Origin of the sequence: Pseudomonas sp. BIC9C, from assembly GCF_034541995.1 — a bacterium.
In the GTDB taxonomy this organism is placed as follows: domain Bacteria; phylum Pseudomonadota; class Gammaproteobacteria; order Pseudomonadales; family Pseudomonadaceae; genus Aquipseudomonas; species Aquipseudomonas fluorescens_CC.
On the sequence record NZ_JAWDGM010000002.1, the window covers coordinates 327,655 to 350,077 of the forward strand.

At 60.3% G+C, this 22,423-nt stretch carries 22 protein-coding genes and 2 pseudogenes; 11 read left to right on the plus strand and 13 right to left on the minus strand.

Annotated elements, in window-relative coordinates:
- The first annotated feature begins 124 nt into the window (after window positions 1–124).
- The 6 genes from RS887_RS11530 (at window position 125) to RS887_RS11555 (ending at window position 8,342) form a co-directional block, all read left to right on the plus strand.
- Window positions 125–1,030, plus strand: coding sequence for an alpha/beta hydrolase (locus RS887_RS11530; RefSeq protein WP_322615485.1), 906 nt, complete (start codon window positions 125–127; stop codon window positions 1,028–1,030).
- 104 nt (window positions 1,031–1,134) lie between these two features.
- Entirely contained in the window at window positions 1,135–2,106 is a 972-nt protein-coding gene (gene pip, locus RS887_RS11535; protein ID WP_111289437.1) for a prolyl aminopeptidase, read from the plus strand.
- Window positions 2,103–2,540: a D-aminoacyl-tRNA deacylase gene (dtd, locus tag RS887_RS11540; RefSeq protein ID WP_322615486.1), complete on the plus strand. Its 438-nt coding sequence runs from the start codon at window positions 2,103–2,105 to the stop codon at window positions 2,538–2,540. The genes pip and dtd overlap by 4 nt, the downstream gene beginning before the upstream one ends.
- Before the next feature lie 321 nt (window positions 2,541–2,861).
- Window positions 2,862–4,676: a glucan biosynthesis protein G gene (locus tag RS887_RS11545; RefSeq protein ID WP_322615487.1), complete on the plus strand. Its 1,815-nt coding sequence runs from the start codon at window positions 2,862–2,864 to the stop codon at window positions 4,674–4,676.
- Window positions 4,669–7,239: a glucans biosynthesis glucosyltransferase MdoH gene (gene mdoH, locus RS887_RS11550; protein WP_322615488.1), complete on the plus strand. Its 2,571-nt coding sequence runs from the start codon at window positions 4,669–4,671 to the stop codon at window positions 7,237–7,239. The genes RS887_RS11545 and mdoH overlap by 8 nt, the downstream gene beginning before the upstream one ends.
- A 305-nt stretch (window positions 7,240–7,544) precedes the next feature.
- Window positions 7,545–8,342 (plus strand): transporter substrate-binding domain-containing protein, encoded by a 798-nt coding sequence (locus RS887_RS11555; protein WP_322615489.1) that lies wholly within the window; start codon window positions 7,545–7,547, stop codon window positions 8,340–8,342.
- 123 nt (window positions 8,343–8,465) lie between these two features.
- Here the strand turns inward: RS887_RS11555 and RS887_RS11560 are convergent.
- A pseudogene (locus RS887_RS11560) lies at window positions 8,466–9,411 on the minus strand (IS110 family transposase).
- 265 nt (window positions 9,412–9,676) lie between these two features.
- Here RS887_RS11560 and RS887_RS11565 point away from each other — a divergent pair.
- Both RS887_RS11565 and RS887_RS11570 read left to right on the plus strand, forming a co-directional pair.
- Entirely contained in the window at window positions 9,677–10,636 is a 960-nt protein-coding gene (locus RS887_RS11565) for an amino acid ABC transporter permease (RefSeq protein WP_322615490.1), read from the plus strand.
- Window positions 10,629–11,363, plus strand: coding sequence for an amino acid ABC transporter ATP-binding protein (locus RS887_RS11570; RefSeq protein WP_322615491.1), 735 nt, complete (start codon window positions 10,629–10,631; stop codon window positions 11,361–11,363). Before RS887_RS11565 ends, RS887_RS11570 begins: the two co-directional genes overlap by 8 nt.
- Window positions 11,364–11,518: 155 nt before the next feature.
- Here RS887_RS11570 and RS887_RS30560 read toward each other — a convergent pair whose 3' ends face one another.
- From RS887_RS30560 to ubiE, 11 genes and pseudogenes are all read right to left on the minus strand, one after another.
- Window positions 11,519–12,391 (minus strand): methyl-accepting chemotaxis protein, encoded by an 873-nt coding sequence (locus RS887_RS30560; RefSeq protein WP_416339966.1) that lies wholly within the window; start codon window positions 12,389–12,391, stop codon window positions 11,519–11,521.
- Window positions 12,374–13,435: pseudogene (locus RS887_RS30565) on the minus strand (methyl-accepting chemotaxis protein); the annotation flags it as partial. The gene RS887_RS30560 and the pseudogene RS887_RS30565, both read right to left, overlap by 18 nt.
- Before the next feature lie 206 nt (window positions 13,436–13,641).
- Entirely contained in the window at window positions 13,642–14,349 is a 708-nt protein-coding gene (locus RS887_RS11580) for a 16S rRNA (uracil(1498)-N(3))-methyltransferase (protein ID WP_322615493.1), read from the minus strand.
- Window positions 14,346–15,140 (minus strand): twin-arginine translocase subunit TatC, encoded by a 795-nt coding sequence (tatC, locus tag RS887_RS11585; RefSeq protein ID WP_008017050.1) that lies wholly within the window; start codon window positions 15,138–15,140, stop codon window positions 14,346–14,348. The genes RS887_RS11580 and tatC overlap by 4 nt, the downstream gene beginning before the upstream one ends.
- Entirely contained in the window at window positions 15,137–15,580 is a 444-nt protein-coding gene (tatB, locus tag RS887_RS11590) for a Sec-independent protein translocase protein TatB (protein WP_322615494.1), read from the minus strand. The genes tatC and tatB overlap by 4 nt, the downstream gene beginning before the upstream one ends.
- Before the next feature lie 10 nt (window positions 15,581–15,590).
- On the minus strand, window positions 15,591–15,863 hold the full coding sequence (locus tag RS887_RS11595) for a twin-arginine translocase TatA/TatE family subunit (RefSeq protein ID WP_008017048.1): 273 nt from the start codon (window positions 15,861–15,863) through the stop codon (window positions 15,591–15,593).
- 25 nt (window positions 15,864–15,888) lie between these two features.
- Complete coding sequence (locus tag RS887_RS11600) at window positions 15,889–16,221, minus strand: phosphoribosyl-ATP diphosphatase (RefSeq protein ID WP_090328169.1); 333 nt, start codon at window positions 16,219–16,221, stop codon at window positions 15,889–15,891.
- Window positions 16,214–16,615 (minus strand): phosphoribosyl-AMP cyclohydrolase, encoded by a 402-nt coding sequence (hisI, locus tag RS887_RS11605; RefSeq protein ID WP_007909357.1) that lies wholly within the window; start codon window positions 16,613–16,615, stop codon window positions 16,214–16,216. Before hisI ends, RS887_RS11600 begins: the two co-directional genes overlap by 8 nt.
- Before the next feature lie 91 nt (window positions 16,616–16,706).
- Window positions 16,707–18,311, minus strand: coding sequence for a ubiquinone biosynthesis regulatory protein kinase UbiB (gene ubiB / locus RS887_RS11610; RefSeq protein WP_322615495.1), 1,605 nt, complete (start codon window positions 18,309–18,311; stop codon window positions 16,707–16,709).
- The gene (locus RS887_RS11615; protein ID WP_322615496.1) at window positions 18,308–18,931 is read right to left on the minus strand and encodes an SCP2 domain-containing protein; all 624 of its coding nucleotides are present in this window, start codon (window positions 18,929–18,931) and stop codon (window positions 18,308–18,310) included. The genes ubiB and RS887_RS11615 overlap by 4 nt, the downstream gene beginning before the upstream one ends.
- Entirely contained in the window at window positions 18,931–19,701 is a 771-nt protein-coding gene (gene ubiE, locus RS887_RS11620) for a bifunctional demethylmenaquinone methyltransferase/2-methoxy-6-polyprenyl-1,4-benzoquinol methylase UbiE (RefSeq protein ID WP_007975568.1), read from the minus strand. Before ubiE ends, RS887_RS11615 begins: the two co-directional genes overlap by 1 nt.
- Before the next feature lie 155 nt (window positions 19,702–19,856).
- On the opposite strand from ubiE, the gene RS887_RS11625 reads away from it, so the two are divergent.
- The 3 genes from RS887_RS11625 to RS887_RS11635 all read left to right on the plus strand — a co-directional run bounded on the left by RS887_RS11625 (window position 19,857) and on the right by RS887_RS11635 (window position 21,654).
- On the plus strand, window positions 19,857–20,132 hold the full coding sequence (locus RS887_RS11625) for a polyhydroxyalkanoic acid system family protein (RefSeq protein WP_085717303.1): 276 nt from the start codon (window positions 19,857–19,859) through the stop codon (window positions 20,130–20,132).
- Window positions 20,133–20,375: 243 nt separating this feature from the next.
- Window positions 20,376–20,798 (plus strand): phasin family protein, encoded by a 423-nt coding sequence (locus tag RS887_RS11630; protein WP_085717304.1) that lies wholly within the window; start codon window positions 20,376–20,378, stop codon window positions 20,796–20,798.
- Window positions 20,799–20,808: 10 nt separating this feature from the next.
- The gene (locus RS887_RS11635) at window positions 20,809–21,654 is read left to right on the plus strand and encodes a phasin family protein (protein ID WP_322615497.1); all 846 of its coding nucleotides are present in this window, start codon (window positions 20,809–20,811) and stop codon (window positions 21,652–21,654) included.
- Window positions 21,655–21,757: 103 nt separating this feature from the next.
- Here the strand turns inward: RS887_RS11635 and RS887_RS11640 are convergent, their stop codons facing one another.
- The gene (locus RS887_RS11640) at window positions 21,758–22,378 is read right to left on the minus strand and encodes a TetR/AcrR family transcriptional regulator (RefSeq protein ID WP_057397148.1); all 621 of its coding nucleotides are present in this window, start codon (window positions 22,376–22,378) and stop codon (window positions 21,758–21,760) included.
- Window positions 22,379–22,423: the final 45 nt, after the last annotated feature.

Here is a 22,423-nt window from a genome sequence, read left to right on the forward strand (position 1 = left end):
GCTTGCTCGCGATGATAGTCAACGATAACGCGACGAGCCTGATACCCCGCGGCGTTCTCGGGTTTATCGCGAGCAAGCTCGCTCCTACAGGGGCCATATATTCCCCTGAACGGGCACCAGGCTCATGGCTCCTTATCCGCTTTCCGAACAGATGACGGCTTTCGTCGAGAAAACCGTCAGTTTCAACAGCACCGACAGCAGCCCCGACGGTCTGCGCCAGGCCTACAGCGAGATGTGCCGGGCGTTTACCCCGGCGCGCCCGGCCGGGTTATATGTGGTCGATTTCGAGTTGGCCGGGGTTGCCGTTCGTTCCTATCAACCACCGGCCAGTGGCGCGTCGTGCATCGTTTATCTGCATGGCGGCGGCTGGGTGGTGGGGGATCTTGATTCCCACGATTTCATCTGCGCCGAATTGGCATCGACACTCGGTGTACTGGTGATCGCCGTCGATTACCGCCGGGCACCGGAGCATCCGTTTCCCGCCGCGTTCGATGATTGCCTGAAGGTCTGGCGAGCACTGCGCACCGGGCCGTTTCAACTTGACCCGGAACGCATGCTGGTGGCCGGCGACAGTGCGGGCGGCAATCTTGCAGCTGCGCTGTGCCTGGCGCTGCGCGATGCCGGCGAGCCGGTGCCGTGCGCGCAGGTGCTGATCTATCCGGGGTTGGGCGGCGATCACCGGCTGCCATCGCGCAGTGAGTGCATCGACGCACCGCTGCTCAGCAGCAGTGACGTCGATTGCTATCACGCGCTTTACCTGCAGGGCACCCGCGATCCGAACGCCTACGCTATGCCATTGCTCGCCACGGATTTCAGCGGGCTGCCACCGGCATGGATCGCCGTGGCGCAATTCGATCCGTTGCGTGATGACGGTGTGCTGTATGCCGAGCAACTGAATGCCGCGGGCGTGGCTGCCACACTTTATCTCGGCGAGGGCCTGGTTCATGGCTGTTTACGGGCCCGTGGGCAGGCGCTCGAGGTCGATGCACTGTACGAAACCCTGTTCGGATATCTGTCGGCAAAACTCTGACTCCGCCCGGGCATGCTCATTGACGTAATTCGGGTTTATGATGCCGGACGGCAGAATAATAGAAGTCCCCCCAGGGATGACCTCGACCCCTTACGGAGTGCGCAATGCAGACTTTGTACCCGCAGATCAAACCCCACGCCCGGCACGATCTGGCCGTCGACGAAACTCACACGCTGTATGTCGACGAAAGCGGTTCACCGGAAGGATTGCCGGTGGTGTTCATCCACGGCGGCCCCGGTGCCGGATGTGATGCCCAGAGTCGTTGCTTCTTCGATCCCAACCTTTATCGCATTGTCACTTTCGATCAGCGCGGTTGCGGTCGCTCCACGCCCCACGCCAGCCTGGAAAACAACACGACCTGGGATCTGGTCGCCGACCTCGAGCGGATTCGCCAGCACCTGGGCATCGACAAATGGGTGCTGTTTGGCGGCTCCTGGGGTTCGACCCTGGCCCTGGCCTACGCGCAAACCCATCCTGAGCGTGTGCACGGCCTGATCCTGCGCGGGATCTTTCTCTGCCGTCCGCAAGAAATCGAATGGTTCTACCAGGCCGGCGCCAGCCGCCTGTTCCCCGATTACTGGCAGGACTACATCGCACCGATCCCGCTGGACGAGCGCGACGACTTGCTTGCCGCGTTCCACAAGCGACTGGTCGGCAATGACCAGATTGCCCAGATGCACGCGGCCAAGGCCTGGTCCACCTGGGAGGGCCGCACCGCGACCCTGCGTCCGAACCCGCTGGTGGTCGATCGGTTCTCCGAGCCACAACGCGCATTGTCGATTGCCCGCATCGAATGCCACTACTTCAGCAACAACGCCTTCCTGGAGCCGAACCAGTTGATCCGCAACATGGGTAAGATCGCCCATTTGCCCGGCGTGATCATCCATGGTCGCTATGACGTGATCTGCCCGCTGGATAACGCCTGGGAACTGCATCAAGCCTGGCCGAACAGCGAACTGCAGGTCATCCGCGATGCCGGTCATGCCGCTTCCGAGCCGGGAATCACCGACGCGCTGGTACGTGCCGCCAATCAGATGGCCCGTCGTCTGCTTGATCTGGCGCCTGAAGAAGCATGAAGGCTCTGCTGCAACGGGTGCGTGGCGCGCGAGTCGAGGTCGCGGGCGAGATCGTGGGAGCCGTCGATCAGGGCTTGCTGGTGCTGGTGGCCGTCGAGCCCGATGACACGCGGGCCAGCGCAGACAAACTTCTCAATAAGCTGCTTAACTATCGGGTGTTCAGTGACGCTGAGGGCAAGATGAATCTGTCCCTGGCGGATGTGGGCGGCGGGCTGCTGCTGGTCTCTCAGTTCACCCTGGCTGCCGATACCAAAAGCGGGCTGCGTCCGAGTTTCTCGACCGCGGCCCCTCCGGCGCTGGGCGAGGAATTATTCGACTATCTATTAAGCAAAGCGAAACAGGTGCATGGCACTGTGGCATCAGGTAGATTCGGCGCGGATATGCAGGTGCACCTGGTCAATGACGGCCCGGTAACCTTCCTGTTACAAGTCTGAAAGCGCTTGAAACAAGTTTTTAAGCTCATTTCGACTGAAAACAGGGTTTTTTCACGATAAATACTTTGTTACCCCTGATGCGTTGTAACGCGGCCTACTAGATAATCGCGCGCTACGGGGATCAGCGTTCGTTGGTCCATTTTGACTTAGGTAGAGACTTGTCCGGATCCGATTGGGGAATCATTTCGCCCCAGCGGAGTCGGAACAATGCTCGCCAACTTGGCAAGAGTGGTTTGCAAGGGCGGTTTTTTCATACCGCAGACCGTGCAGACCCTTTAACTGGCCGTTGGTTTTTTGATCTGTTTTCGGCGAGGGTTGCTCGTGATTGTTAGTCCCTGTAACGCACCAAAATTGTCTGCCAAACGGTTACGCAGCGCCCTGGTAGCGGGCTCTGCACTGCTCTGCCTGCTCAGCGCCGGCCAGCTTTGGGCATTCAGTCTGGATGATGTATCGGCCAAGGCAAAAGAGCTGGCCGCGCAGAAATACGAAGCGCCGCGCAGTAACCTGCCGAACGAGTTCCGCGACATGAAATTCGCGGACTATCAGAAAATTCGTTTTCTGACGGAAAAAGCCGAGTGGGCTGATCAGAAGACGCCGTTCAAGCTGTCTTTCTATCACCAGGGCATGCATTTCGATACACCGGTGAAAATCAACGAAATCACCGCGAACACCGTCGAAGAGATCAAATACGACCCGAGTCGTTTCGACTTCGGCGACATGAAGTTCGATCCCAAGGCCACCGAACAACTGGGTTATGCCGGTTTCCGTGTGCTGTACCCGATCAACAAGGCCGACAAGCAAGACGAAATCATGACCATGCTCGGCGCGAGCTATTTCCGCGTCGTCGGCAAGGGTCACGTCTATGGTTTGTCCGCTCGCGGCATGGCCATCGATACCGCTTTGCCGTCCGGCGAAGAGTTTCCGCGTTTCCGCGAATTCTGGATCCAGCAGCCCAAGCCAGGCGACAAGCACCTGGTGATCTTCGCCCTGCTGGACTCGCCTCGTGCCACCGGTGCCTATCGCCTGATCCTGCGTCCGGGCAGCGACACCATCGTCGACGTGAAGGCGCAGATGTTCCTGCGTGACAAGGTCGGCAAACTGGGTATCGCCCCGTTGACCAGCATGTACCTGTTCGGCGCCAACCAGCCGTCGAAAGTACTCAACTACCGTCGCGAACTGCACGACTCCAGCGGTCTGGCGATCCATGCCGGCAACGGCGAGTGGATCTGGCGTCCGCTGAACAACCCGAAACACCTGGCGGTGAGCAACTTCAGCGTGGAAAACCCGCGCGGCTTTGGTCTGCTGCAGCGTGGTCGCGACTTCAGCCACTATGAAGACCTCGACGATCGCTACGACAAGCGCCCAAGTGCCTGGATCGAACCGAAAGGCGAGTGGGGCAAGGGCACCGTTGATTTGGTCGAGATTCCAACCGCCGACGAAACCAACGACAACATCGTTGCCTTCTGGAACCCGGAAAAATTGCCGGAACCTGGCCAGCCGCTCGATGTCGCTTATCGTATGCACTGGACAATGGACGAGTCGGCCATTCACGCGCCGGACAGTGCCTGGGTCAAGCAGACCCTGCGTTCCACCGGTGACGTCAAGCAGTCCAACCTGATTCGTCAGCCGGACGGCAGTGTTGCCTACCTGGTGGACTTCGAAGGCCCGTCCCTGGCGGCATTGCCGGCCGATGCGGAGGTTCGCAGCCAGGTCAGCGTCGGCGACAACGCCGAGCTGGTGGAAAACAGCGTGCGCTTCAACCCTGAAACCAATGGCTGGCGCCTGACCCTGCGGATGAAGATCAAGGATCCGGGCAAGGCCACTGAAATGCGTGCCGCACTGGTGCAGAACATTGTGCCGGCGGATCTGGCCAAGACGTCGATCCCGTCGTCGAACTCGTCGGTTGCCAAGGCCGACAAGGTTGCCGCCAAGCAACAGGAGAAAGCGGACAAGGAAGCCAAGCAAGCGGAGGCCAAGCAGGCTGAAGCGAAGCCTGTTGCAGATGCCAAGGAAAAGGCCAATAAAGACGCCAAGCAGCCTGCCGCTGCCGACGCGGCCCCAGCCACACCGGAATCGGCCCCGACTGAAGAAGTCCTGACCGAGACCTGGAGCTATCAGTTGCCTGCCGATGAGTAACTCTCAAGTACGGCCAGAAACTCTCTCCGAGTATCTGGCGCATCTGCCGATGACCGACGAGCAGCGCGCGGAACTCGCGGGCTGCCAGTCTTTCAGCGAATTGCATGAACGCCTGTCATCGTCGACGTTCGACGCCCCGACCGAAGCCGCGCAGGCTTCCGTCGGCAAACGCCTGACCCTGAGCACTGCCGAAGAGCTGCAGGACGCGGAAATGCTGGCGCTCGACGCCAGCGGCCGGGTCTGCCTCAAGGCGACTCCGCCGATCCGGCGGACCAAGGTCGTGCCGGAGCCGTGGCGCACCAACATTCTGGTGCGTGGCTGGCGCCGCCTGACCGGCCGCACCAACCCACCGAAGCCGCCGAAGGACGAACGTGTTCTGCCGGCCGCACGCTGGCGCACCGTCGGTTCGATCCGTCGCTACATTCTTTTGCTGCTGATGCTCGGCCAGACCATCGTCGCCGGCTGGTACATGAAAGGCATCATGCCGTACCAGGGCTGGTCGTTTGTCGACCTCAACGAAGTGCTGCATCAACCGCTGCTGCAAACCGCCACGCAAGTGCTGCCGTATGCCTTGCAGACCAGCATCCTGATCCTGTTCGGGATTCTGTTCTGCTGGGTGTCGGCCGGTTTCTGGACGGCGCTGATGGGCTTCCTGGAATTGCTCACCGGTCACGACAAGTACCGTATTTCCGGTGCCAGCGCCGGCGATGAGCCGATTCCGAAGGACGCACGCACCGCCCTGGTGATGCCGATCTGCAACGAAGACGTGCCACGGGTATTCGCCGGTCTGCGGGCGACCTTCGAGTCGGTGGCGGCCACGGGTGACCTGGATCGCTTCGACTTCTTCGTTCTCAGTGACAGTAACGACGCCGATATCTGTGTTGCCGAGCAACAGGCCTGGCTGGACGTCTGCCGCGAAGCCGGGGGCTTCGGCAAGATCTTCTATCGCCGCCGTCGCCGTCGCGTAAAACGTAAAAGCGGCAACCTCGACGACTTCTGCCGTCGTTGGGGCGGTGACTACAAGTACATGGTCGTACTCGATGCCGACTCCGTGATGAGCGGCGAGTGCCTGACCAGTCTGGTACGCCTGATGGAGGCCACGCCGGACGCCGGGATCATCCAGACCGCGCCACGTGCGTCGGGCATGGATACCCTGTATGCGCGCATGCAGCAGTTCGCTACGCGTGTGTATGGCCCGCTGTTCACCGCCGGCCTGCACTTCTGGCAGCTGGGCGAGTCCCACTACTGGGGTCACAACGCGATCATCCGCATGAAGCCGTTCATCGAGCATTGCGCCCTGGCGCCGTTGCCCGGTAAAGGCGCGTTCGCCGGTGCGATCCTGTCCCACGACTTCGTGGAAGCCGCGTTGATGCGCCGTGCCGGCTGGGGCGTGTGGATTGCCTACGACTTGCCGGGCAGCTATGAAGAACTGCCGCCAAACCTGCTCGACGAACTCAAGCGTGACCGTCGCTGGTGCCACGGTAACCTGATGAACTTCCGCCTGTTCCTGGTCAAGGGCATGCACCCGGTGCACCGTGCGGTGTTCCTGACCGGCGTGATGTCCTATCTGTCGGCGCCGTTGTGGTTCTTCTTCCTGGTGTTGTCGACAGCGCTGTTGGCGGTCAACACGCTGATGGAGCCGCAGTACTTCCTTGAGCCGCGTCAGCTCTATCCGCTGTGGCCGCAATGGCACCCGGACAAGGCGATTGCGCTGTTCTCGACCACGATCGTGCTGCTGTTCCTGCCGAAACTGTTGAGCATCATCCTGATCTGGGCCAAGGGTGCGAAAGAGTTCGGTGGCAAGTTCAAGGTGACCCTGTCGATGCTGCTGGAGATGCTGTTCTCCATGCTGCTGGCACCGGTGCGGATGATTTTCCATACCCGTTTCGTCCTCGCCGCGTTCCTCGGCTGGGCCGCGACCTGGAACTCGCCGCAACGTGACGATGACTCCACGCCGTGGAGCGAAGCGGTCAAGCGTCATGGTCCGCAAACCCTGCTGGGCTTCTTCTGGGCCCTGTTGGTGATCTGGCTGAACCCGAGCTTCCTGTGGTGGCTGGTGCCGATTGTCGGTTCGTTGATGCTGTCGATCCCGGTGTCGGTGATTTCCAGCCGTGTCGGCCTGGGCCTGAAGTCCCGTGACGAGAGCCTGTTCCTGATCCCCGAGGAATACAATCCGCCGCAGGCCTTGCTGTCCACCGATCAGTACACCCACGAAAACCGCTGGCACGCGCTGAACGACGGCTTCGTCCGTTCGGTGGTCGACCCGCAGCAGAACGCCCTGGCGTGTTCGCTGGCGACCTCGCGTCACCGTGAGGCCGAGCCGATTGAATGGCTGCGGATCGAACGGGTGCGGCACGCAATGAAAGTCGGTCCTGAAGGGCTGACCAACAACGAGCGCGTACAACTGCTCAGTGACCCGGTGGCCCTGGCCCGCCTGCATGAGCAGGTCTGGAACGAAGGTCATGCCGAGTGGCTGGGCGCGTGGCGCAAGTCGGTCGAGGCCGACCCCCACGCACCGCTGCTGCCGCTCAAGCCGTTGAGCGCGCAACCTCAGTTGGCTTAAAAAATGTAGGAGCGAGCTCGCTCGCGATGGACTCAAGAGCGCCGCGTTTAACCGGTAAATACGCGTAATCGTTAACGACCATCGCGAGCAAGCTCGCTCCTACATAAGCCCCGCTAGCCAGCGGGGTTTTTTTATTTGTTCCTGCCAACAAATCCTGCCCAAACCCTTGTGCAAACGGGCGAGTAGTTTAGGATCCGTCCCCGAATTGGTGTGCCCGGATAATTTTTGTCCGTATTGGTGCGTTTCCTCCCGGGGAGCCGCCATTTTTGCGCGCCTCACAACGCAATGGTTTTGGGGACTTGAAGATGAAGAAGTATCTGTCGATGCTGCTGGTCGGCGTCACGGCACTGGTTGCAGTCAACGCGGCGCAGGCCGGTGCCATCGATGACGCGGTCAAGCGCGGCACGTTGAAAGTCGGCATGGACCCGACCTACATGCCGTTCGAAATGACCAACAAGCGCGGCGAGATCATCGGTTTCGAAGTCGACATTCTCAAAGCCATGTCCAAGGCCATGGGCGTCAAGCTGGAGCTGGTTTCCACCGGTTACGACGGCATCATCCCGGCCCTGCTGACCGACAAGTTCGACATGATCGGCAGTGGCATGACCCTGACCCAGGAGCGCAACCTACGCCTGAACTTCAGCGAACCGTTCATCGTGGTCGGCCAGACCCTGCTGATCCGCAAGGAACTGGAAGGCACCATCAAGTCCTATAAAGACCTGAACACTGCCGACTATCGCATCACCTCCAAGCTCGGCACCACCGGCGAAATGGTCGCCAAAAAACTGATCGCCAAAGCCAAGTACCACGGCTATGACAACGAGCAGGAAGCCGTGCTCGACGTGGTCAACGGCAAGGCTGATGCCTTCATCTACGACGCGCCGTACAACGTCGTGGCAGTGAACAAGGTCGGCAACGGCAAACTGGTGTTCCTCGACAAGCCGTTCACCTACGAGCCGCTGGCCTTTGGTTTGAAGAAGGGTGACTACGACAGCATCAACTTCATCAACAATTTCCTGCACCAGATCCACGAAGACGGCACCTACGATCGCATCCATGACAAGTGGTTCAAGAGCAGCGAGTGGCTCAAGGACATGGAATAACTCAGTCAGTTAGACCGAGTCGTCCCATTCGCGGGCGAGCCCGCTCCCACAGTGATCTGAGCGAGTACACATTTTGTGTCCGGCGCTGAACCTGTGGGAGATTCTATGGTTGAGGGGAAGCCCTCAACCGACTTTTGGCTGGTATTCGCTTTGCCCCTTGAGCAAGGCGAATACGACCCGAGCAAGTTTGCGAGCCAGTATCACCAGTGCCTGAGTGGTGCTGAACCCTCGAGCTCTTTGTGCCGCGTAAAAATCTTTCCAGGCTGGTGTACGACTGGCCGACATGGCTGCGTTGTGCAGAAGTCGGCGAGCTTCCGGATCACCTCGTTTGGTCAAGCTTCGGCGACCGTCTTTTGTCCTGACTTCGCCACCCGCAAATCCATTCCCAGAAAGGCGATGAAGGCATCTGCGTTTCTGAAATCGCCTCGCTGGAATGCTGCGATCAAGCGGGCTCCGGTCAAAAATCCGATGCCTTCAACTTTCAGACAGCGCTTCAACTGACCGAGTAAACCGGCTTCTTTCAGATAATCCTTAATCGTCTTTTCGACCAGCGCCTCAAGCTGTTGCATGGATTTCACTTGCTCGGCGAAAGCGGTCTTCAACAGCGGTTCATTCGCCCAGCTTTGCACCAGGCCCACTCGTGCCTGAACCAGAGCCGCCCGGCGGCGAAAAAGGCTCAAGAGCTGACGGTACAGCGGTGATGGCGGGGTCCAGGGATGAAGATCGTCACCTTCGTTCTTCAGGTAGCGAGCGAGCAGCCTGGCATCCAGCGCGTCGGTTTTGGCGCGGACACTCACCCTTTGCGGTAATGGCTCAGCTCATAGCCACCCACCATGTAAATCACGCAGCCGGCCTCGTAGGCCAGATCGGCGAACTCCAGGTGATAGATATTGGTCGACTCAATGGCGATGGCCACTGTCCTCGGCAAGTCCTTCAGCCACTGCTTGATGGCTGCCTTGTTGTTGGGAATCGTTTCAAGCAGGTCAAGTTCGGCGTGATAAATCACCAGTTCATTCTTGGCGACATCCACGCCTGCGATCGGCTTTGAGACAGAAACCGGCATTGCCATTAAATTTCCTCCGGGATATGGTTTTGAGCACTTGAAGGGCTCACCCAGAGGCGCAGGCTTGTTCCTATCGTCGGTCTAGCCAGATGCATTCTTTATCGGCGCTTGGGTGAAAGGAGGAGGGGCGAAATCTCCCACGGATCTGTACTGCGTCAACAGTCAGAATCGGGCTTTGTCCCTCCTCCTCCCTTCAAGTCCTACCATACAAGCGGGCTTGCCCGCGAAGACGGCCTCCCCGGCGATACAACTTTCGGATTCAAAAAACCCAATGAAACAGAAAAAAGCCCAATGGCCCTGGCACGTGCTGACCGTGCTGGTGCTGATCGGCCTGGCCGGCGCGTTGTATTACGCCACCTCGCTGATGTCCTACGAATGGCGCTGGAACCGTGTGCCGCAATACTTCGCTTACCACGCCGAAGAGTCCCAGCGCGCCGCCGACATCTCCACCGTCAGCGAGCTGGTGCGCAAGGGCGACAAGGCTGAAGTCACCCTGCGCAACGACGCGGGTGATGAGCAACACCTGACCGTCGACGAAAACAGTCTGCAAGTCGCCCAGGGTGATGACGTAGCCGAAGGCGACGTCATCGGCGTGACCCGCCATTGGGCCGCAGGACCACTGATGTGGGGGCTCTGGACCACCTTGTGGCTGTCTGTGGTGTCCGGCGTTCTCGGGCTGCTGATCGGTCTGGCCACTGGCCTGTGCCGGTTGTCGAACAACCCGACCCTGCGTGACCTTTCGACCATTTATGTCGAGCTGGTACGCGGCACGCCGCTGCTGGTGCAGATCTTCATTTTCTACTTCTTCATTGGCACCGTGATGAACCTGTCCCGGGAATTCGCCGGGATCGCCGCGCTGTCGCTGTTCACCGGTGCCTATGTGGCGGAAATCATCCGCTCCGGCGTGCAGTCCATCGCCCGTGGCCAGAACGAAGCCGCGCGCTCCCTCGGTTTGAGCGCAGGTCAGTCGATGCGTCATGTGGTGCTGCCGCAAGCCTTCAAGCGTGTGCTGCCGCCGCTGGCCGGGCAGTTCATCAGCCTGGTGAAAGACACCTCGCTGGTGTCGGTGATCGCGATTACCGAGCTGCTTAAAAGCGGCCGCGAAGTCATCACCACTTCGTTTTCGCCGTTCGAGATTCTGTTCTGCGTCGCCGGTCTGTACCTGTTGATCAACCTGCCGCTGTCGAAAATCGCCAGCCGGCTTGAGCGGAGGCTCGCGCAAAGTGATTGAAGTCCACGATCTGGTAAAAGTCTTCGACACCCGCGGCCAGGTGGTGCGCGCGGTGGATAACGTCTCCACCAATGTGGCCAAGGGCGAAGTGCTGGTGGTGATCGGTCCGTCCGGCTCCGGCAAGTCGACCTTCTTGCGTTGCCTCAACGGCCTGGAGGCGTTCGACTCGGGCTCGGTGAGCATCGACGGCCTGCAACTGGCTGATCCGAAAACCGACGTCAACGCTTACCGCCGTGAAGTCGGCATGGTGTTCCAGCACTTCAATCTGTTCCCGCACATGACCGTGCTGGAAAACCTCTGTCTGGCGCAGAAAGTCGTGCGCAAGCGCGGCAAGCAAGAACGCGAGGCCAAGGCCCTGGCGCTGCTGGAAAAGGTCGGGATCGCGAAGAAGGCCAACGAGTTTCCGTCACGCCTGTCCGGTGGTCAGCAACAGCGTGTGGCGATTGCCCGGGCGTTGGCGATGGAGCCGAAGGTCATGCTGTTCGACGAGCCGACCTCGGCACTCGACCCGGAAATGGTCGGCGAAGTGCTGGATGTGATGAAAAACCTGGCCGTGGAAGGCATGACGATGGTCTGCGTCACCCATGAAATGGGTTTTGCCCGGGAAGTGGCGGACCGGGTGCTGTTCTTCGATCACGGCAAACTGCTGGAAGACGCCTCGCCAGCGGAGTTCTTCGATGCGCCGAAGGATCCGCGGGCGCAGGCTTTCTTGCGACAGGTTCTTTAATCTCTAGCGCACTTTAGATTGCTATCGCGAGCAAGCTCGCTCCCACAGTGATTTGGGTTGATCACAAAATTTGTGTTCACATCAAGTCTGTGGGAGCGAGCTTGCTCGCGATGGAATCGCCTCGGTTTCGAGTGAACCGAGGTTATTGAATCGCCTTAAACCTTGAACTTGCCCACCAGCATCTGCAGGTGCGTCCCCAGCCGCGCCAGCTCAACGCTGGAGGCCGCGGTCTCTTCGCTCGCTGCCGAGGTCTGATCCGACACATCCCGCACGTTCAGCACGCTACGGTTGATCTCTTCGGCCACGGCGCTTTGCTGTTCGGCGGCAGCGGCGATCTGCTGGTTCATCGCCTGGATCGCCGAAACGGTGCGGGTGATGCTTTCCAGTGAGCCACCGGCGCGGCGGGTCAGTTCGACGCTGCTGTCGGTCAGGGTGCGGCTGTTGTCCATGATGGTCGCGACTTGCTGGGTGCCGTTTTGCAGGCCGACGATCAGCTCTTCGATCTCTTCGGTGGACTTCTGGGTGCGCTGGGCCAGGCTGCGGACTTCGTCTGCCACCACGGCAAAACCACGCCCGGCTTCACCGGCGCGGGCGGCTTCGATGGCGGCGTTGAGTGCCAGCAGGTTGGTTTGCTGGGCCACGGACTTGATGACGTCGAGCACGCTGCCGATCTTGTCGCTTTCGCGCTTGAGTTCGCCCATGGCCTCGGTGGAGTGACCGACTTCCGCGGCCAGGCGTTCGATCTGGGCGATGGCTTCACCGACCACTTTGTCGCCCTCGCGGGCCTGCTGGTCGGCGGCGACGGCGGCTTCGGAGGCCTCTTCGGCATTGCGCGCCACTTCCTGCACGGTGGCGGCCATTTCGTTCATGGCCGTCGCAACCTGATCGGTCTCGACCTTCTGGCTGTTGACCCCGGCGCTGGTCTGCTCGGTGACGGCGGACAGCTCTTCGGCGGCGCTGGCAATCTGCGTGACACCATCGCTGATGCCGCCGATCAGTTCGCGTAGGCCCTGGGTCATGCTCTGCATGGCACGCTGCAACTGGCCGAGTTCGTCGCGGCGCTGCGACGTCAGGTTATGGGTCAGGTCGCCACTGGCGACGCGCTCGGCCACGGCCAGGGTCTGGTTCAACGGAATGATGATCTGCCGGGTGATCGCCCAGGCAGCCAGCAGGCCGAAGGCGATGGCCAGCACCGTAGCGAGGGTCAGCATATTCTTGGCATGGGCGGCGTCGGTGTCGCGCACGACGGTCTGTGAGACGGTGAGTTTCTGGCTCATGTCCAACAGGATCTCACCTTGGGCAGACATGCGTACCAGAGCCTTGGCGCTGGCCACCTGGGAGTCGCGGAACTGGCTGACAGCGGCGCGGTAGGCCTTCAGCGAATCCGTCGCTTGTTGCAGGTTGGCGATGTGTTCTTCAGGCAGTTTGGCCGGGAGGCTTTCGAGGTTCTTCAGGGCGTTGTCGATGGCGTCGAGGGCTGGCTGTTCGGCTTCGCTCTTGCCGCTGTAGGTGTAGCCGCGGACCTGGAAGCGCGCCAGCTGGATCAGTTTGCTCAGGTCTATCACGCTGTTGAACGCTGCGACGCTGTCGCCTTGCAGCATGGATTTTTCCACTTCGGCGACGCGGGCCACGGCGTTATCGGCGGTGGCGCCGAGTTTGCTACGGGCGTCTTCACGCTGGGCGCCGGCCTGGGTCATGTCGCCGAATGCACGACGGTATTCGGCGACAGCAGCCAGTTGTTGCTCGACCATGGCCGTATCAGCCGGTTGTTCGATCAGGCCGCGGGCGGTCTGCAGGCCGTTTTCGAGTTTGCCCAACAGATCGTTGACGGCGCCGGGACCTTGTTCGCCGCGACGCATCTCGTAATCCAGGCGGGCGATGCGCAGGTCCTTGGTCAGGTCGTTCAGGCTGGCGATGAACCCCAGTTTATCGCCACGGCTGGTCACGCCGCTCAGGCCGCTCCAGCCGGTGAAGGTGATCAGCAGGGTCAGTAACAGCACCAGACCGAAGCCGATCCCCAGCTTGCGTTTGACGCTGACGTTTCCCAGATTTTCGGCTAGCCATTGATACATGCTGAAACTCCCCCGGACCGCAATTTGGTTTTATGGGGGTATATCGGCAGGGGTGCCTGAATCTGTAGGCGCTACTCGACGTACGGGTGAATGACCATCTGTAGGAGCGAGCTTGCTCGCGATGGCGGTCTGTCAGCCACTGCAATGGCGGCTGGTACATCGCCATCGCGAGCAAGCTCGCTCCCACAAGGGATTGTGTCGGGGGTTTAGAAAAGGCGTGCCAGCAGCGCGGTCACGGCGGTTTCGACCCGGAGAATGCGTTCGCCCAGTTGTACCGGTTGCAGGCCGGATTTGCCCAGCAGGTCGATCTCGTAGGGAATCCAGCCACCTTCGGGGCCGATGGCCAGGGTCACTGGTTCGCTGAGTGCGCGAGGGCAGGGCGGGTAATTGCCCGGATGCCCCACCAGGCCGAGGGTACCGTCGGTGATCGCCGGCAAACGGTCTTCGACGAACGGCTTGAAGCGCTTCTCGATGATGACTTCCGGGAGCACGCTGTCCCGCGCCTGTTCCAGGCCGAGGATCAACTGCTCGCGAATCGCCTCGGGCTCCAGGAATGGCGTCTGCCAGAAGCTCTTCTCGACGCGATAGCTGTTGACCAGCACGACCCGTGGCACACCCATGGCCGCCACGGTCTGAAACACCCTACGCAGCATCTTGGGCCTTGGCAGGGCCAAAACCAGGGTCAATGGCAGCTTGGCAGGAGGCGGCTGGTCGAGGGTGACACGCAATTCCGCTTCGTCGGCGTCCAGGCGCAGCACTTCGGCCGAGCCCATCAGTCCGCCGATCCGCCCGACGCGCATGCTGTCGCCGACTTCGCAGCGGTGGACTTCCTGCATGTGGGTCAACCGGCGATCACGCAGGACCGCCCGGTCGACCGCAATGAAGTCGGCATCGATGAGGAGCAGCAGGTTCACGCTTGGGTCGCTGGCGGCTGGTCGTTGTGATCGTCAGCCGGCTGGTCTTCCTGATGGTCGCTGCGCTTGCTGATCAGGCTGCCGAACAGGATGCCGATCTCGAACAGCAACCACATCGGCACGGCCAGCAGGGTCTGCGAGAAGATGTCCGGCGGCGTGAGAATCATGCCGACCACGAAGCAGCCGATGATCACGTACGGGCGGATTTTCTTCAGGTATTTGACGTCGACCACGCCGATCCACACCAGCAGCACCACGGCCACCGGGATTTCGAACGCCACACCAAAGGCGAAGAACAGCGTCATGACAAAATCGAGGTAGCTGGTGATGTCGGTCATCATTTCCACACCGGCCGGGGTGGCCGCGGCGAAGAACTTGAAGATCAACGGGAACACCAGGAAATAGGCGAATGCCATGCCCGCGTAGAACAGCAGGATGCTGGACACCAGTAGCGGCACGGCAATGCGCTTTTCATGCTTGTACAGGCCGGGGGCGATGAAACCCCAGATCTGATGCAGGATCACCGGAATCGCCAGGAACAGCGAGACCATCATGGTCAGCTTCAGTGGCGTCAGGAACGGCGACGACACGTCGGTGGCAATCATCGTCGCGCCAGCCGGCAGGTACTGGCGCAGCGGTGTGGAGACGAAGGTGTAGATCTGCTGGGTGAAAGCAAACAACCCGGCGAAGATGATGAAAATCGCCGCTACACAGCGCAGCAGTCGGGTACGCAACTCGGTGAGGTGCGAAACCAGCGGCATGTGCTGGTCGTTTTCAGGAAGATCGCTCATGGGGCTCGCGGCGGCAGTGTGGGGTCATGAGGGGCTGGCGCAACAGGCGCAGCCGCAGGTGTGACAGGTTCAACCGGTATGGCTGCTGCAACAACGGGTGCAGGTTCCGCCGCAGCCGCAGGTGTTGCGACGCTGGCGGCGGGAGCCTGAATCGTCTGCTCTCCCACATGCTCCACCGGCGTCGGCTCCTGCTGGGTCGGCGTGAAGATTTTCCGCGCCTCCTGCTCAAGCGACAGGATGTGTTCGTTGTGCAGTTGCCGACGTATCTCGTCGGCACCGATTTCACGTTCAACTTCCTGTTTGATCGCGTTGAAGCTGCGCTTCAGACGCCCGACCCACAGGCCAGCGGTGCGCGCAGCGCCCGGCAAGCGCTCGGGGCCCAGCACCAGCAGGGCGACGAGGCCGACGAGCAGCAGTTCAGAGAAGCTGATACCAAACATTAGTCAGTGCTCACACGTCTTTGCGGATCGGCTCTTCGACTTTCTGGGCCTGCACGTCGATGGTGTGCGGCTGGTTCACCGAGGCCTGCGGCTGAACAGGCGGAACCGGTTGGGTCGGGGTCGCTGCCGGGTCGGCCGGTTTTTCGTCGTCGTTCATGGCTTTCTTGAAGCCCTTGATCGATTCGCCGACGTCGGTGCCGAGGTTTTTCAGTTTCTTGGTGCCGAATACCAGTACCACGACAACCAGGATGACGATCCAGTGTTTCCAGTCAAAAATGCCCATGCTGCTGCTCCTCTCTAATAGTTATTCAGGCGGACGGGCGCGAGGCTTTCTCGGCGTGTCCGGAGAGACCGAAACGACGGTCCAGTTCATCGAGTACAGCCTGCGGATGCTGCCCCAATTGGGCGAGCATGACCATGCTGTGGAACCATAAATCGGCGGTTTCGTAGATCACATCGCTGCAGTCACCGCTGACGGCGGCATCCTTGGCGGCAATGATGGTTTCGACCGACTCTTCGCCGACTTTTTCCAGAATCTTGTTCAGGCCCTTGTGGTACAGGCTGGCGACATACGAACTGTCGGCGGCAGCGCCTTTGCGCTCTTCCAGCACGGCGGCCAGACGGGTCAGAGTGTCACTCATGTTTGTGTCCTGCGGAATAGATGGCGTGCGGATCTTTGAGTACCGGATCGACGGTTTTCCAGTCGCCGTTCTCGAATACACGGTAGAAGCAGCTCTGGCGGCCGGTATGGCAGGCGATATCGCCGATCTGCTCGACCATCAGGATGATGACGTCGGCGTCACAGTCCAGGCGCATCTCGTGCAGGGTCTGCACATGGCCGGACTCTTCGCCCTTGCGCCACAGCTTGCCACGGGAGCGCGACCAGTAAATGGCGCGGTTCTCGGCAGCGGTCAGTTCCAGTGCTTCGCGGTTCATCCAGGCCATCATCAGGACGCGCCCGGTCTTGTGGTCCTGGGCAATGGCCGGCACCAGGCCGTCAGCGTCCCACTTGATCTCGTCCAGCCAATTCTTCATCAACGACTCCAATACGGGCCCGCACTTCAATAATCGGGGGCCTGCGTTCAATGCAGCGTCCAAACAGTGTGCCAGCGTGTTGCACGACTGGCTATCGGCGAACGACCAGATACAAACCGACCGCCATCATGATGCCGGCCGGCCAGTAAGCCAACTGGTTCAGCGGGCCGCCGGCGGCAAGGATAGCGCCCCCGGCCAGGTGAGCCGTGCCGAGCAGGCGCAGGAACCAGTCGTCCTGGCGTCGATGCCATGTTGGAGACGGATCGTTGGCATGGGGCTGGGACAGGCGTTCGAGCAGGTCACGCGTCATGTTGGCCAGGTGCGGGATCTGTTCGATCTGGCTCTGTACGTTGCCAAACAAGGCCTTGGGACTGACGCGCTCGCGCATCCAGCGTTCGAGGAACGGTTGCGCGGTGTTCCACAGGTCGAGGTCCGGGTACAGTTGGCGGCCCAGGCCTTCGATGTTCAACAAGGTTTTTTGCAACAGCACGAGTTGCGGCTGCACTTCCATATTGAAGCGTCGCGCGGTCTGGAACAGGCGCATCAGCACCTGGCCGAAGGAAATATCCTTTAATGGTTTTTCGAAGATCGGCTCGCATACGGTACGGATCGCTGCTTCGAATTCGTTGAGTTTGGTTTCCGCCGGCACCCAGCCCGAATCGATGTGCAATTGCGCCACGCGGCGGTAATCACGCTTGAAGAAGGCGAACAGGTTACGTGCCAGGTAATCCTGGTCTTCCGGGGTCAGGCTGCCGACGATGCCGCAGTCGATCGCAATGTACTGCGGGCTCCACGGCTGCACGGTGCTGACGAAGATGTTGCCGGGGTGCATGTCGGCGTGGAAGAAGCTGTCGCGGAACACCTGGGTGAAGAAGATCTCCACGCCGCGTTCGGCGAGCATTTTCATGTCCGTGCGCTGGTCGGCCAGGGTCGCCAGATCGGTGACCTGGATGCCGTAGATGCGCTCCATCACCAGCACTTTCGGCCGGCACCAGTCCCAATACACTTGCGGCACGTATAGCAGCGGCGAACCGTCGAAGTTGCGCTTCAACTGGCTGGCGTTGGCCGCCTCGCGCAGCAGGTCGAGTTCGTCGTAGATGGTTTTCTCATAGTCGCTGACCACGTCAACCGGATGCAGCAGGCGCGCATCGGCAGACACTCTTTCGGCAGCGCGCGCGAGAATGAACAGCCACGCCAGATCCTGCTTGATGACCGGTTTGAGGCCCGGGCGGATCACCTTGACGACGACTTCTTCACCGGTTTTCAGTTGCGCGGCATGCACCTGCGCCACCGAGGCCGAGGCCAGCGGTTCAACGTCGAAACGGCTGAACACGTCACTGATTTTCTTGCCCAACTGCTCTTCGATCAGCTTCACCGACACCTGCGAATCGAACGGCGGCACCCGGTCCTGCAGCTTCATCAGTTCATCGGCGATGTCTTCCGGCAACAGGTCACGGCGAGTGGACAGGATCTGCCCGAACTTGATGAAGATCGGCCCCAGGTCCAGCAACGCCAGGCGCAAGCGCGCGCCACGGCTCAGGTCCAGCGGCTTGCGCGGGAACCAGCGCCACGGCAAGGCATAGCGCAGCGCCATCAGAAACCAGGGCAGTGGCAGATCGAACAACAGGTCATCAAGGCGGTAGCGGATCACGACGCGCTGGATGCGCAACAGACGGCGGACGGCAAGCAGCTTCATGCGTTATCGCTTGGGTCGAGGGATCGGGAAAGGCGCTCGAAACGCGCCTCGAGACGTTCCAGATCGAGCTTGATCTGGTCCAGTTCACTGAATCGTGCTTCGGCTTCGCGCTGACCGACAAGGGTGCGCGACTCTTCGGCCAGGTATTCGCCCAGGTTCTGGCCCAGGCTGGCAAAGCCTTGCTGATACCAACGGGCGCGGCTGCGCAGGTGACCGCCGACCAGTTGCGTGGTCACCGGTCCCAGCCAGCGCGAGAGTTCGTACTCCCAGTCCAGTTCAAGGTCCTGGAGGATCGCCGCCAGTTCCAGCAGCACGCCGCTGTCACCGTCGAGTTCGACGTCAGGGCTGTGCAGGATCGAGGTCTTGTCCTTGCTCATGGCCAGTTTCAACAGGCTCGAAGCCGGTGCACGCAGGGTGCAGTCGGCGCCGGTTTCCCACTGGGAGGCGAGCATCAGGCCTTCGTCGCTGGGCAGAATGAACAGTTGCAGCGCCGGGTTGCGGCAGTCGACGGCAATCACCTTGCCGGTCAAATGCGCCAGCCGCGGCAGCGCCGTGCTGTCGAGACGCAGCACCCGGTTCAGGCCGAGTTCAACGCTGGCGAGCAGGCCGGCGAGCAGCATCAGGGCTTGATGCCGCGGTGCAGGGCAACGATACCTGCGGTCATGTTGTGATAGGTCACGCGGTCGAAACCGGCCTCGACCATCATCGACTTCAGGGTTTCCTGATTCGGGTGCATGCGGATCGATTCGGCCAGGTAGCGATAGCTTTCCGAGTCGTTGGTGATCAGCTTGCCCATCAGCGGCATGAAGGCGAACGAGTAGGCGTCGTAGGCCTTGGACATCAGCGCATTGGTCGGCTTGGAGAACTCCAGCACCAGCAGACGGCCGCCAGGCTTGAGCACGCGCAGCATCGAGCGCAGGGCATCTTCCTTGTGGGTCACGTTGCGCAGGCCGAAGGCGATGGTCACGCAGTCGAAATGGTTGTCGGGGAACGGCAGTTTTTCCGCATCGGCCTGGACGAATTCGACGTTGCCGGCCACACCGAGGTCCAGCAGGCGGTCACGACCGACCTTGAGCATGGATTCGTTGATGTCGGCCAACACGACCTGACCGGTCGGGCCTACCAGGTGCGAGAACTTCCTGGTCAGGTCGCCGGTGCCGCCGGCGATGTCGAGTACGCGATTGCCGGCACGAACGCCCGACAATTCGATCGCGAAACGCTTCCACAGACGGTGCATGCCGCCCGACAGAAGGTCGTTCATCAGGTCGTACTTGGCGGCTACCGAGTGGAAAACCTCAGCGACTTTTTCCGCTTTCTGGCTTTCCGGAACGTTTTTGAAGCCGAAGTGAGTGGTGGGTTCGGCATCGCTGCCTTTGCGCTGATCAGTCATATCGCTGTCACCAAAAGAGAATGCGCGACATTCTAATCCCCAAGGCATGCTTTGTCTTGGCAAGGCTGAAGGTAAGATGGGTAACCATCGGGACGTTTTGACGCAGCAGAGGTCAAGATGCCTCGGGAAAGCATCCATAAAGCAGGAGTCATTTGATGGCCCGTATTAGTGTTGAACGTGCCCATGGCCTGGGTAAGGAAGCGGCTCGCGAGAAGGCCGACAAGCTGGCGCAGAAACTTTCCGATCAGTATGGCCTGGAGCCGCAGTGGTCCGGCGACACCCTGAACCTCAAGCGCTCGGGTGTGAAGGGTGCGGTGCATGTTGCCGAGGACTCGATTCGCGTCGACGTGGAACTGGGCCTGATGATGTCGGCCATGAGCGGCATGATCAAGGCGGAAATCGAAAAGGCACTCGACAAGGCCCTGGCCTAATTTCCGATTGAAATCACATCCCCTGTGGGAGCGAGCCTGCTCGCGAAGACGGCCTGTCAGTCGACAACGATGTTGAATGACACACCGCCTTCGCGAGCAGGCTCGCTCCCACATTTGTTTTGTGGTGCCTCTGCTGTTTATGTCAGTTGTTAGGGTGCCGTTTCTAATTTTTCTCCCTACTTTGTGCCAGAGCCCGACACTTATCCGGGCAGTTCCTCAAACCTTCTGCGCGTGAGGTGCACCATGGCCAAAGTTATTTTGAAGAAAAAAACCGACGCATCGACCAGCACGCTGAGCGACGTCAAAAGCTATGCCCGCAAGATCTGGCTGGCAGGCCTTGGTGCCTACACCAAGGTCGGCCAAGAGGGCAGCGAGTACTTTCAAGAGCTGGTCAAAGCGGGTCAGGTTGTTGAAAAGAAAGGCAAAAAGGTAGTCGCTGAGAAACTTGAAGCGGCCAATGCCGAGATCGATGAAGCCAAGAGTGAAGTCAGCACTTTCAAAGGCAAGGTCGAAGTTCAACTCGACCGGGTCGAGAAGGCGTTCGATACGCGTGTCGCAAGTACCTTGAATCGTATCGGCATTCCGTCTAAACATGACGTTGAGGCACTCTCTGCTAAGCTCGATGAGCTGACGGCATTGCTCGAACGCGTCGCGCGCAAATCTTAAGGAGAACGGGATGGCTGTTAAAAAGAAAACCGAAAAAGAAGGCAGCTCGTGGATCGGGAAGGTTGAAGATTACTCCCGAAAAATCTGGCTGGCTGGTTTAGGCGTGTACTCGAAGATCGACACTGACGGCAGCAAACTCTTCGATGCATTGGTTAAGGACGGCGAGAAAGCCGAGAAGCTCACCAAGAGCGCCGTTGGCAAGACAGTCGACGCCGCCAAGGACTCCGCTTCCTCGGCCAAGTCGCGTATCAGCGGCGTGAAAGATCGCGCACTGGGCAAGTGGGATGAGCTGGAAGGCGCTTTTGACAAGCGTCTGAACAGCGCCATTTCGCGTCTGGGCGTACCAAGCCGCAACGAAGTCAAGGCACTGCACAGCAAGGTCGATACCCTGACCAAGCAAATCGAAAAACTGACCGGTGCCAAGGTTGCGCCTGTTGCGGCGAAAACCGCGGCGGCCAAACCTGCTGCCAAGACTGCTGCCAAGCCACTGGCAAAAGCGGCAGCCAAGCCTGCGGCTAAAACCGCTGCTGCCAAACCTGCAGCGGCCAAGCCGGCAGCCAAACCGGTCGCCGCAAAAGCCGCCGCCAAACCAGCGGCTAAACCGGCAGCCAAGCCAGCAGCAAAAACTGCTGCGGCCAAGCCAGCGGCCAGACCCGCTGCGGCGAAAAAACCTGCAGTGAAAAAGCCGGCAGCTCCAAAAGCCGCCGCGCCAAAACCAGCAGTGGCAGCTGCCAAACCGGCAACGCCGGTAACGCCAGCAGCTCCGGTCAGCGCATCGAACTCCGCTGCCGCGCCAACCCCTGCTGTCACCCCGACTGTCGCGCCAACTCCATCGACGCCAACCAGTCAGTCCTGATTTTCAGGGCTCAAGAAAACGCCCGGCCTGTGAAGGTCGGGCGTTTTTGTTTGTGCACGAATTTCTGAGTGACACAAGCCCACAGGGTCGGGGGGTGTCAGGGTTATTCGTGGTCTTGCAGATACTCCATCGCCATCTGCTCGGTCGCCGCCTTTATCGGTGCCAGCAAGTGTGGCGCGACCAGCATCATGATCTGGTAAACCACCAGCCGCACCTCGCCTTCACGATCGAGAATCCGCTGGTAATCCAGTGAGAACAGCAGGGTCATGGTGATTTGCTCCACCAATTGCCCCAGTGCCTGGGTATCGCTGACCAGCAGCCCTTGTGCCTGCAATCGTGCCAGCAGCGACGCCAGTGTGCGCTTGAGTGCATTGAGCAGATTGCGAATGCCTTTGGCCAGTTTCGGCAGGCGCCCGGCGAGGTTCGACAGGTCCTGGAAGAGAAACCGGTAGTGGGACAGGCGTTCGACGATCAGGTGCAGGAACAGCCAGTAGTCCTCAGGCGCCAGTTCAACATCGGCCGGTGGATCGAGCAGTGGGGCGAGTTCGCCCTGAAAGCGCTCGAACAGCCCGAGAATCAGCGGTTCCTTGCCGTGGAAGTGGTAGTAGAGGTTGCCCGGGCTGATGCCCATTTCGTTGGCAACTTCCATGGTGGAGACATTCGGTTCGCCCTTTTGATTGAACAACTGCAGGGCACATTCGAGGATCCGGTCGCGGGTTTTCATCCAGTCTTCTTAATGATCGGGTCTTGCCACGGCCGGCAGAGGCCG

Bases quoted from the DNA above. Each gene is read 5' to 3' on its own strand.
- dtd (WP_322615486.1), top strand. From the start codon at position 2,103: ATGAAGGCTCTGCTGCAACGGGTGCGTGGCGCGCGAGTCGAGGTCGCG.
- ubiE (WP_007975568.1), bottom strand. From the start codon at position 19,701: ATGACTGATCAGCGCAAAGGCAGCGATGCCGAACCCACCACTCACTTC.
- RS887_RS11630 (WP_085717304.1), top strand. From the start codon at position 20,376: ATGGCCAAAGTTATTTTGAAGAAAAAAACCGACGCATCGACCAGCACG.
- RS887_RS11635 (WP_322615497.1), top strand. From the start codon at position 20,809: ATGGCTGTTAAAAAGAAAACCGAAAAAGAAGGCAGCTCGTGGATCGGG.
- RS887_RS11595 (WP_008017048.1), bottom strand. From the start codon at position 15,863: ATGGGCATTTTTGACTGGAAACACTGGATCGTCATCCTGGTTGTCGTG.
- RS887_RS11600 (WP_090328169.1), bottom strand. From the start codon at position 16,221: ATGAGTGACACTCTGACCCGTCTGGCCGCCGTGCTGGAAGAGCGCAAA.
- RS887_RS11565 (WP_322615490.1), top strand. From the start codon at position 9,677: ATGAAACAGAAAAAAGCCCAATGGCCCTGGCACGTGCTGACCGTGCTG.
- tatB (WP_322615494.1), bottom strand. From the start codon at position 15,580: ATGTTTGGTATCAGCTTCTCTGAACTGCTGCTCGTCGGCCTCGTCGCC.
- RS887_RS11615 (WP_322615496.1), bottom strand. From the start codon at position 18,931: ATGCTGCTCGCCGGCCTGCTCGCCAGCGTTGAACTCGGCCTGAACCGG.
- RS887_RS11625 (WP_085717303.1), top strand. From the start codon at position 19,857: ATGGCCCGTATTAGTGTTGAACGTGCCCATGGCCTGGGTAAGGAAGCG.
- hisI (WP_007909357.1), bottom strand. From the start codon at position 16,615: ATGAAGAATTGGCTGGACGAGATCAAGTGGGACGCTGACGGCCTGGTG.
- tatC (WP_008017050.1), bottom strand. From the start codon at position 15,140: ATGAGCGATCTTCCTGAAAACGACCAGCACATGCCGCTGGTTTCGCAC.
- mdoH (WP_322615488.1), top strand. From the start codon at position 4,669: ATGAGTAACTCTCAAGTACGGCCAGAAACTCTCTCCGAGTATCTGGCG.
- pip (WP_111289437.1), top strand. From the start codon at position 1,135: ATGCAGACTTTGTACCCGCAGATCAAACCCCACGCCCGGCACGATCTG.
- RS887_RS30560 (WP_416339966.1), bottom strand. From the start codon at position 12,391: ATGCAGAGCATGACCCAGGGCCTACGCGAACTGATCGGCGGCATCAGC.
- RS887_RS11640 (WP_057397148.1), bottom strand. From the start codon at position 22,378: ATGAAAACCCGCGACCGGATCCTCGAATGTGCCCTGCAGTTGTTCAAT.
- RS887_RS11555 (WP_322615489.1), top strand. From the start codon at position 7,545: ATGAAGAAGTATCTGTCGATGCTGCTGGTCGGCGTCACGGCACTGGTT.
- RS887_RS11530 (WP_322615485.1), top strand. From the start codon at position 125: ATGGCTCCTTATCCGCTTTCCGAACAGATGACGGCTTTCGTCGAGAAA.
- ubiB (WP_322615495.1), bottom strand. From the start codon at position 18,311: ATGAAGCTGCTTGCCGTCCGCCGTCTGTTGCGCATCCAGCGCGTCGTG.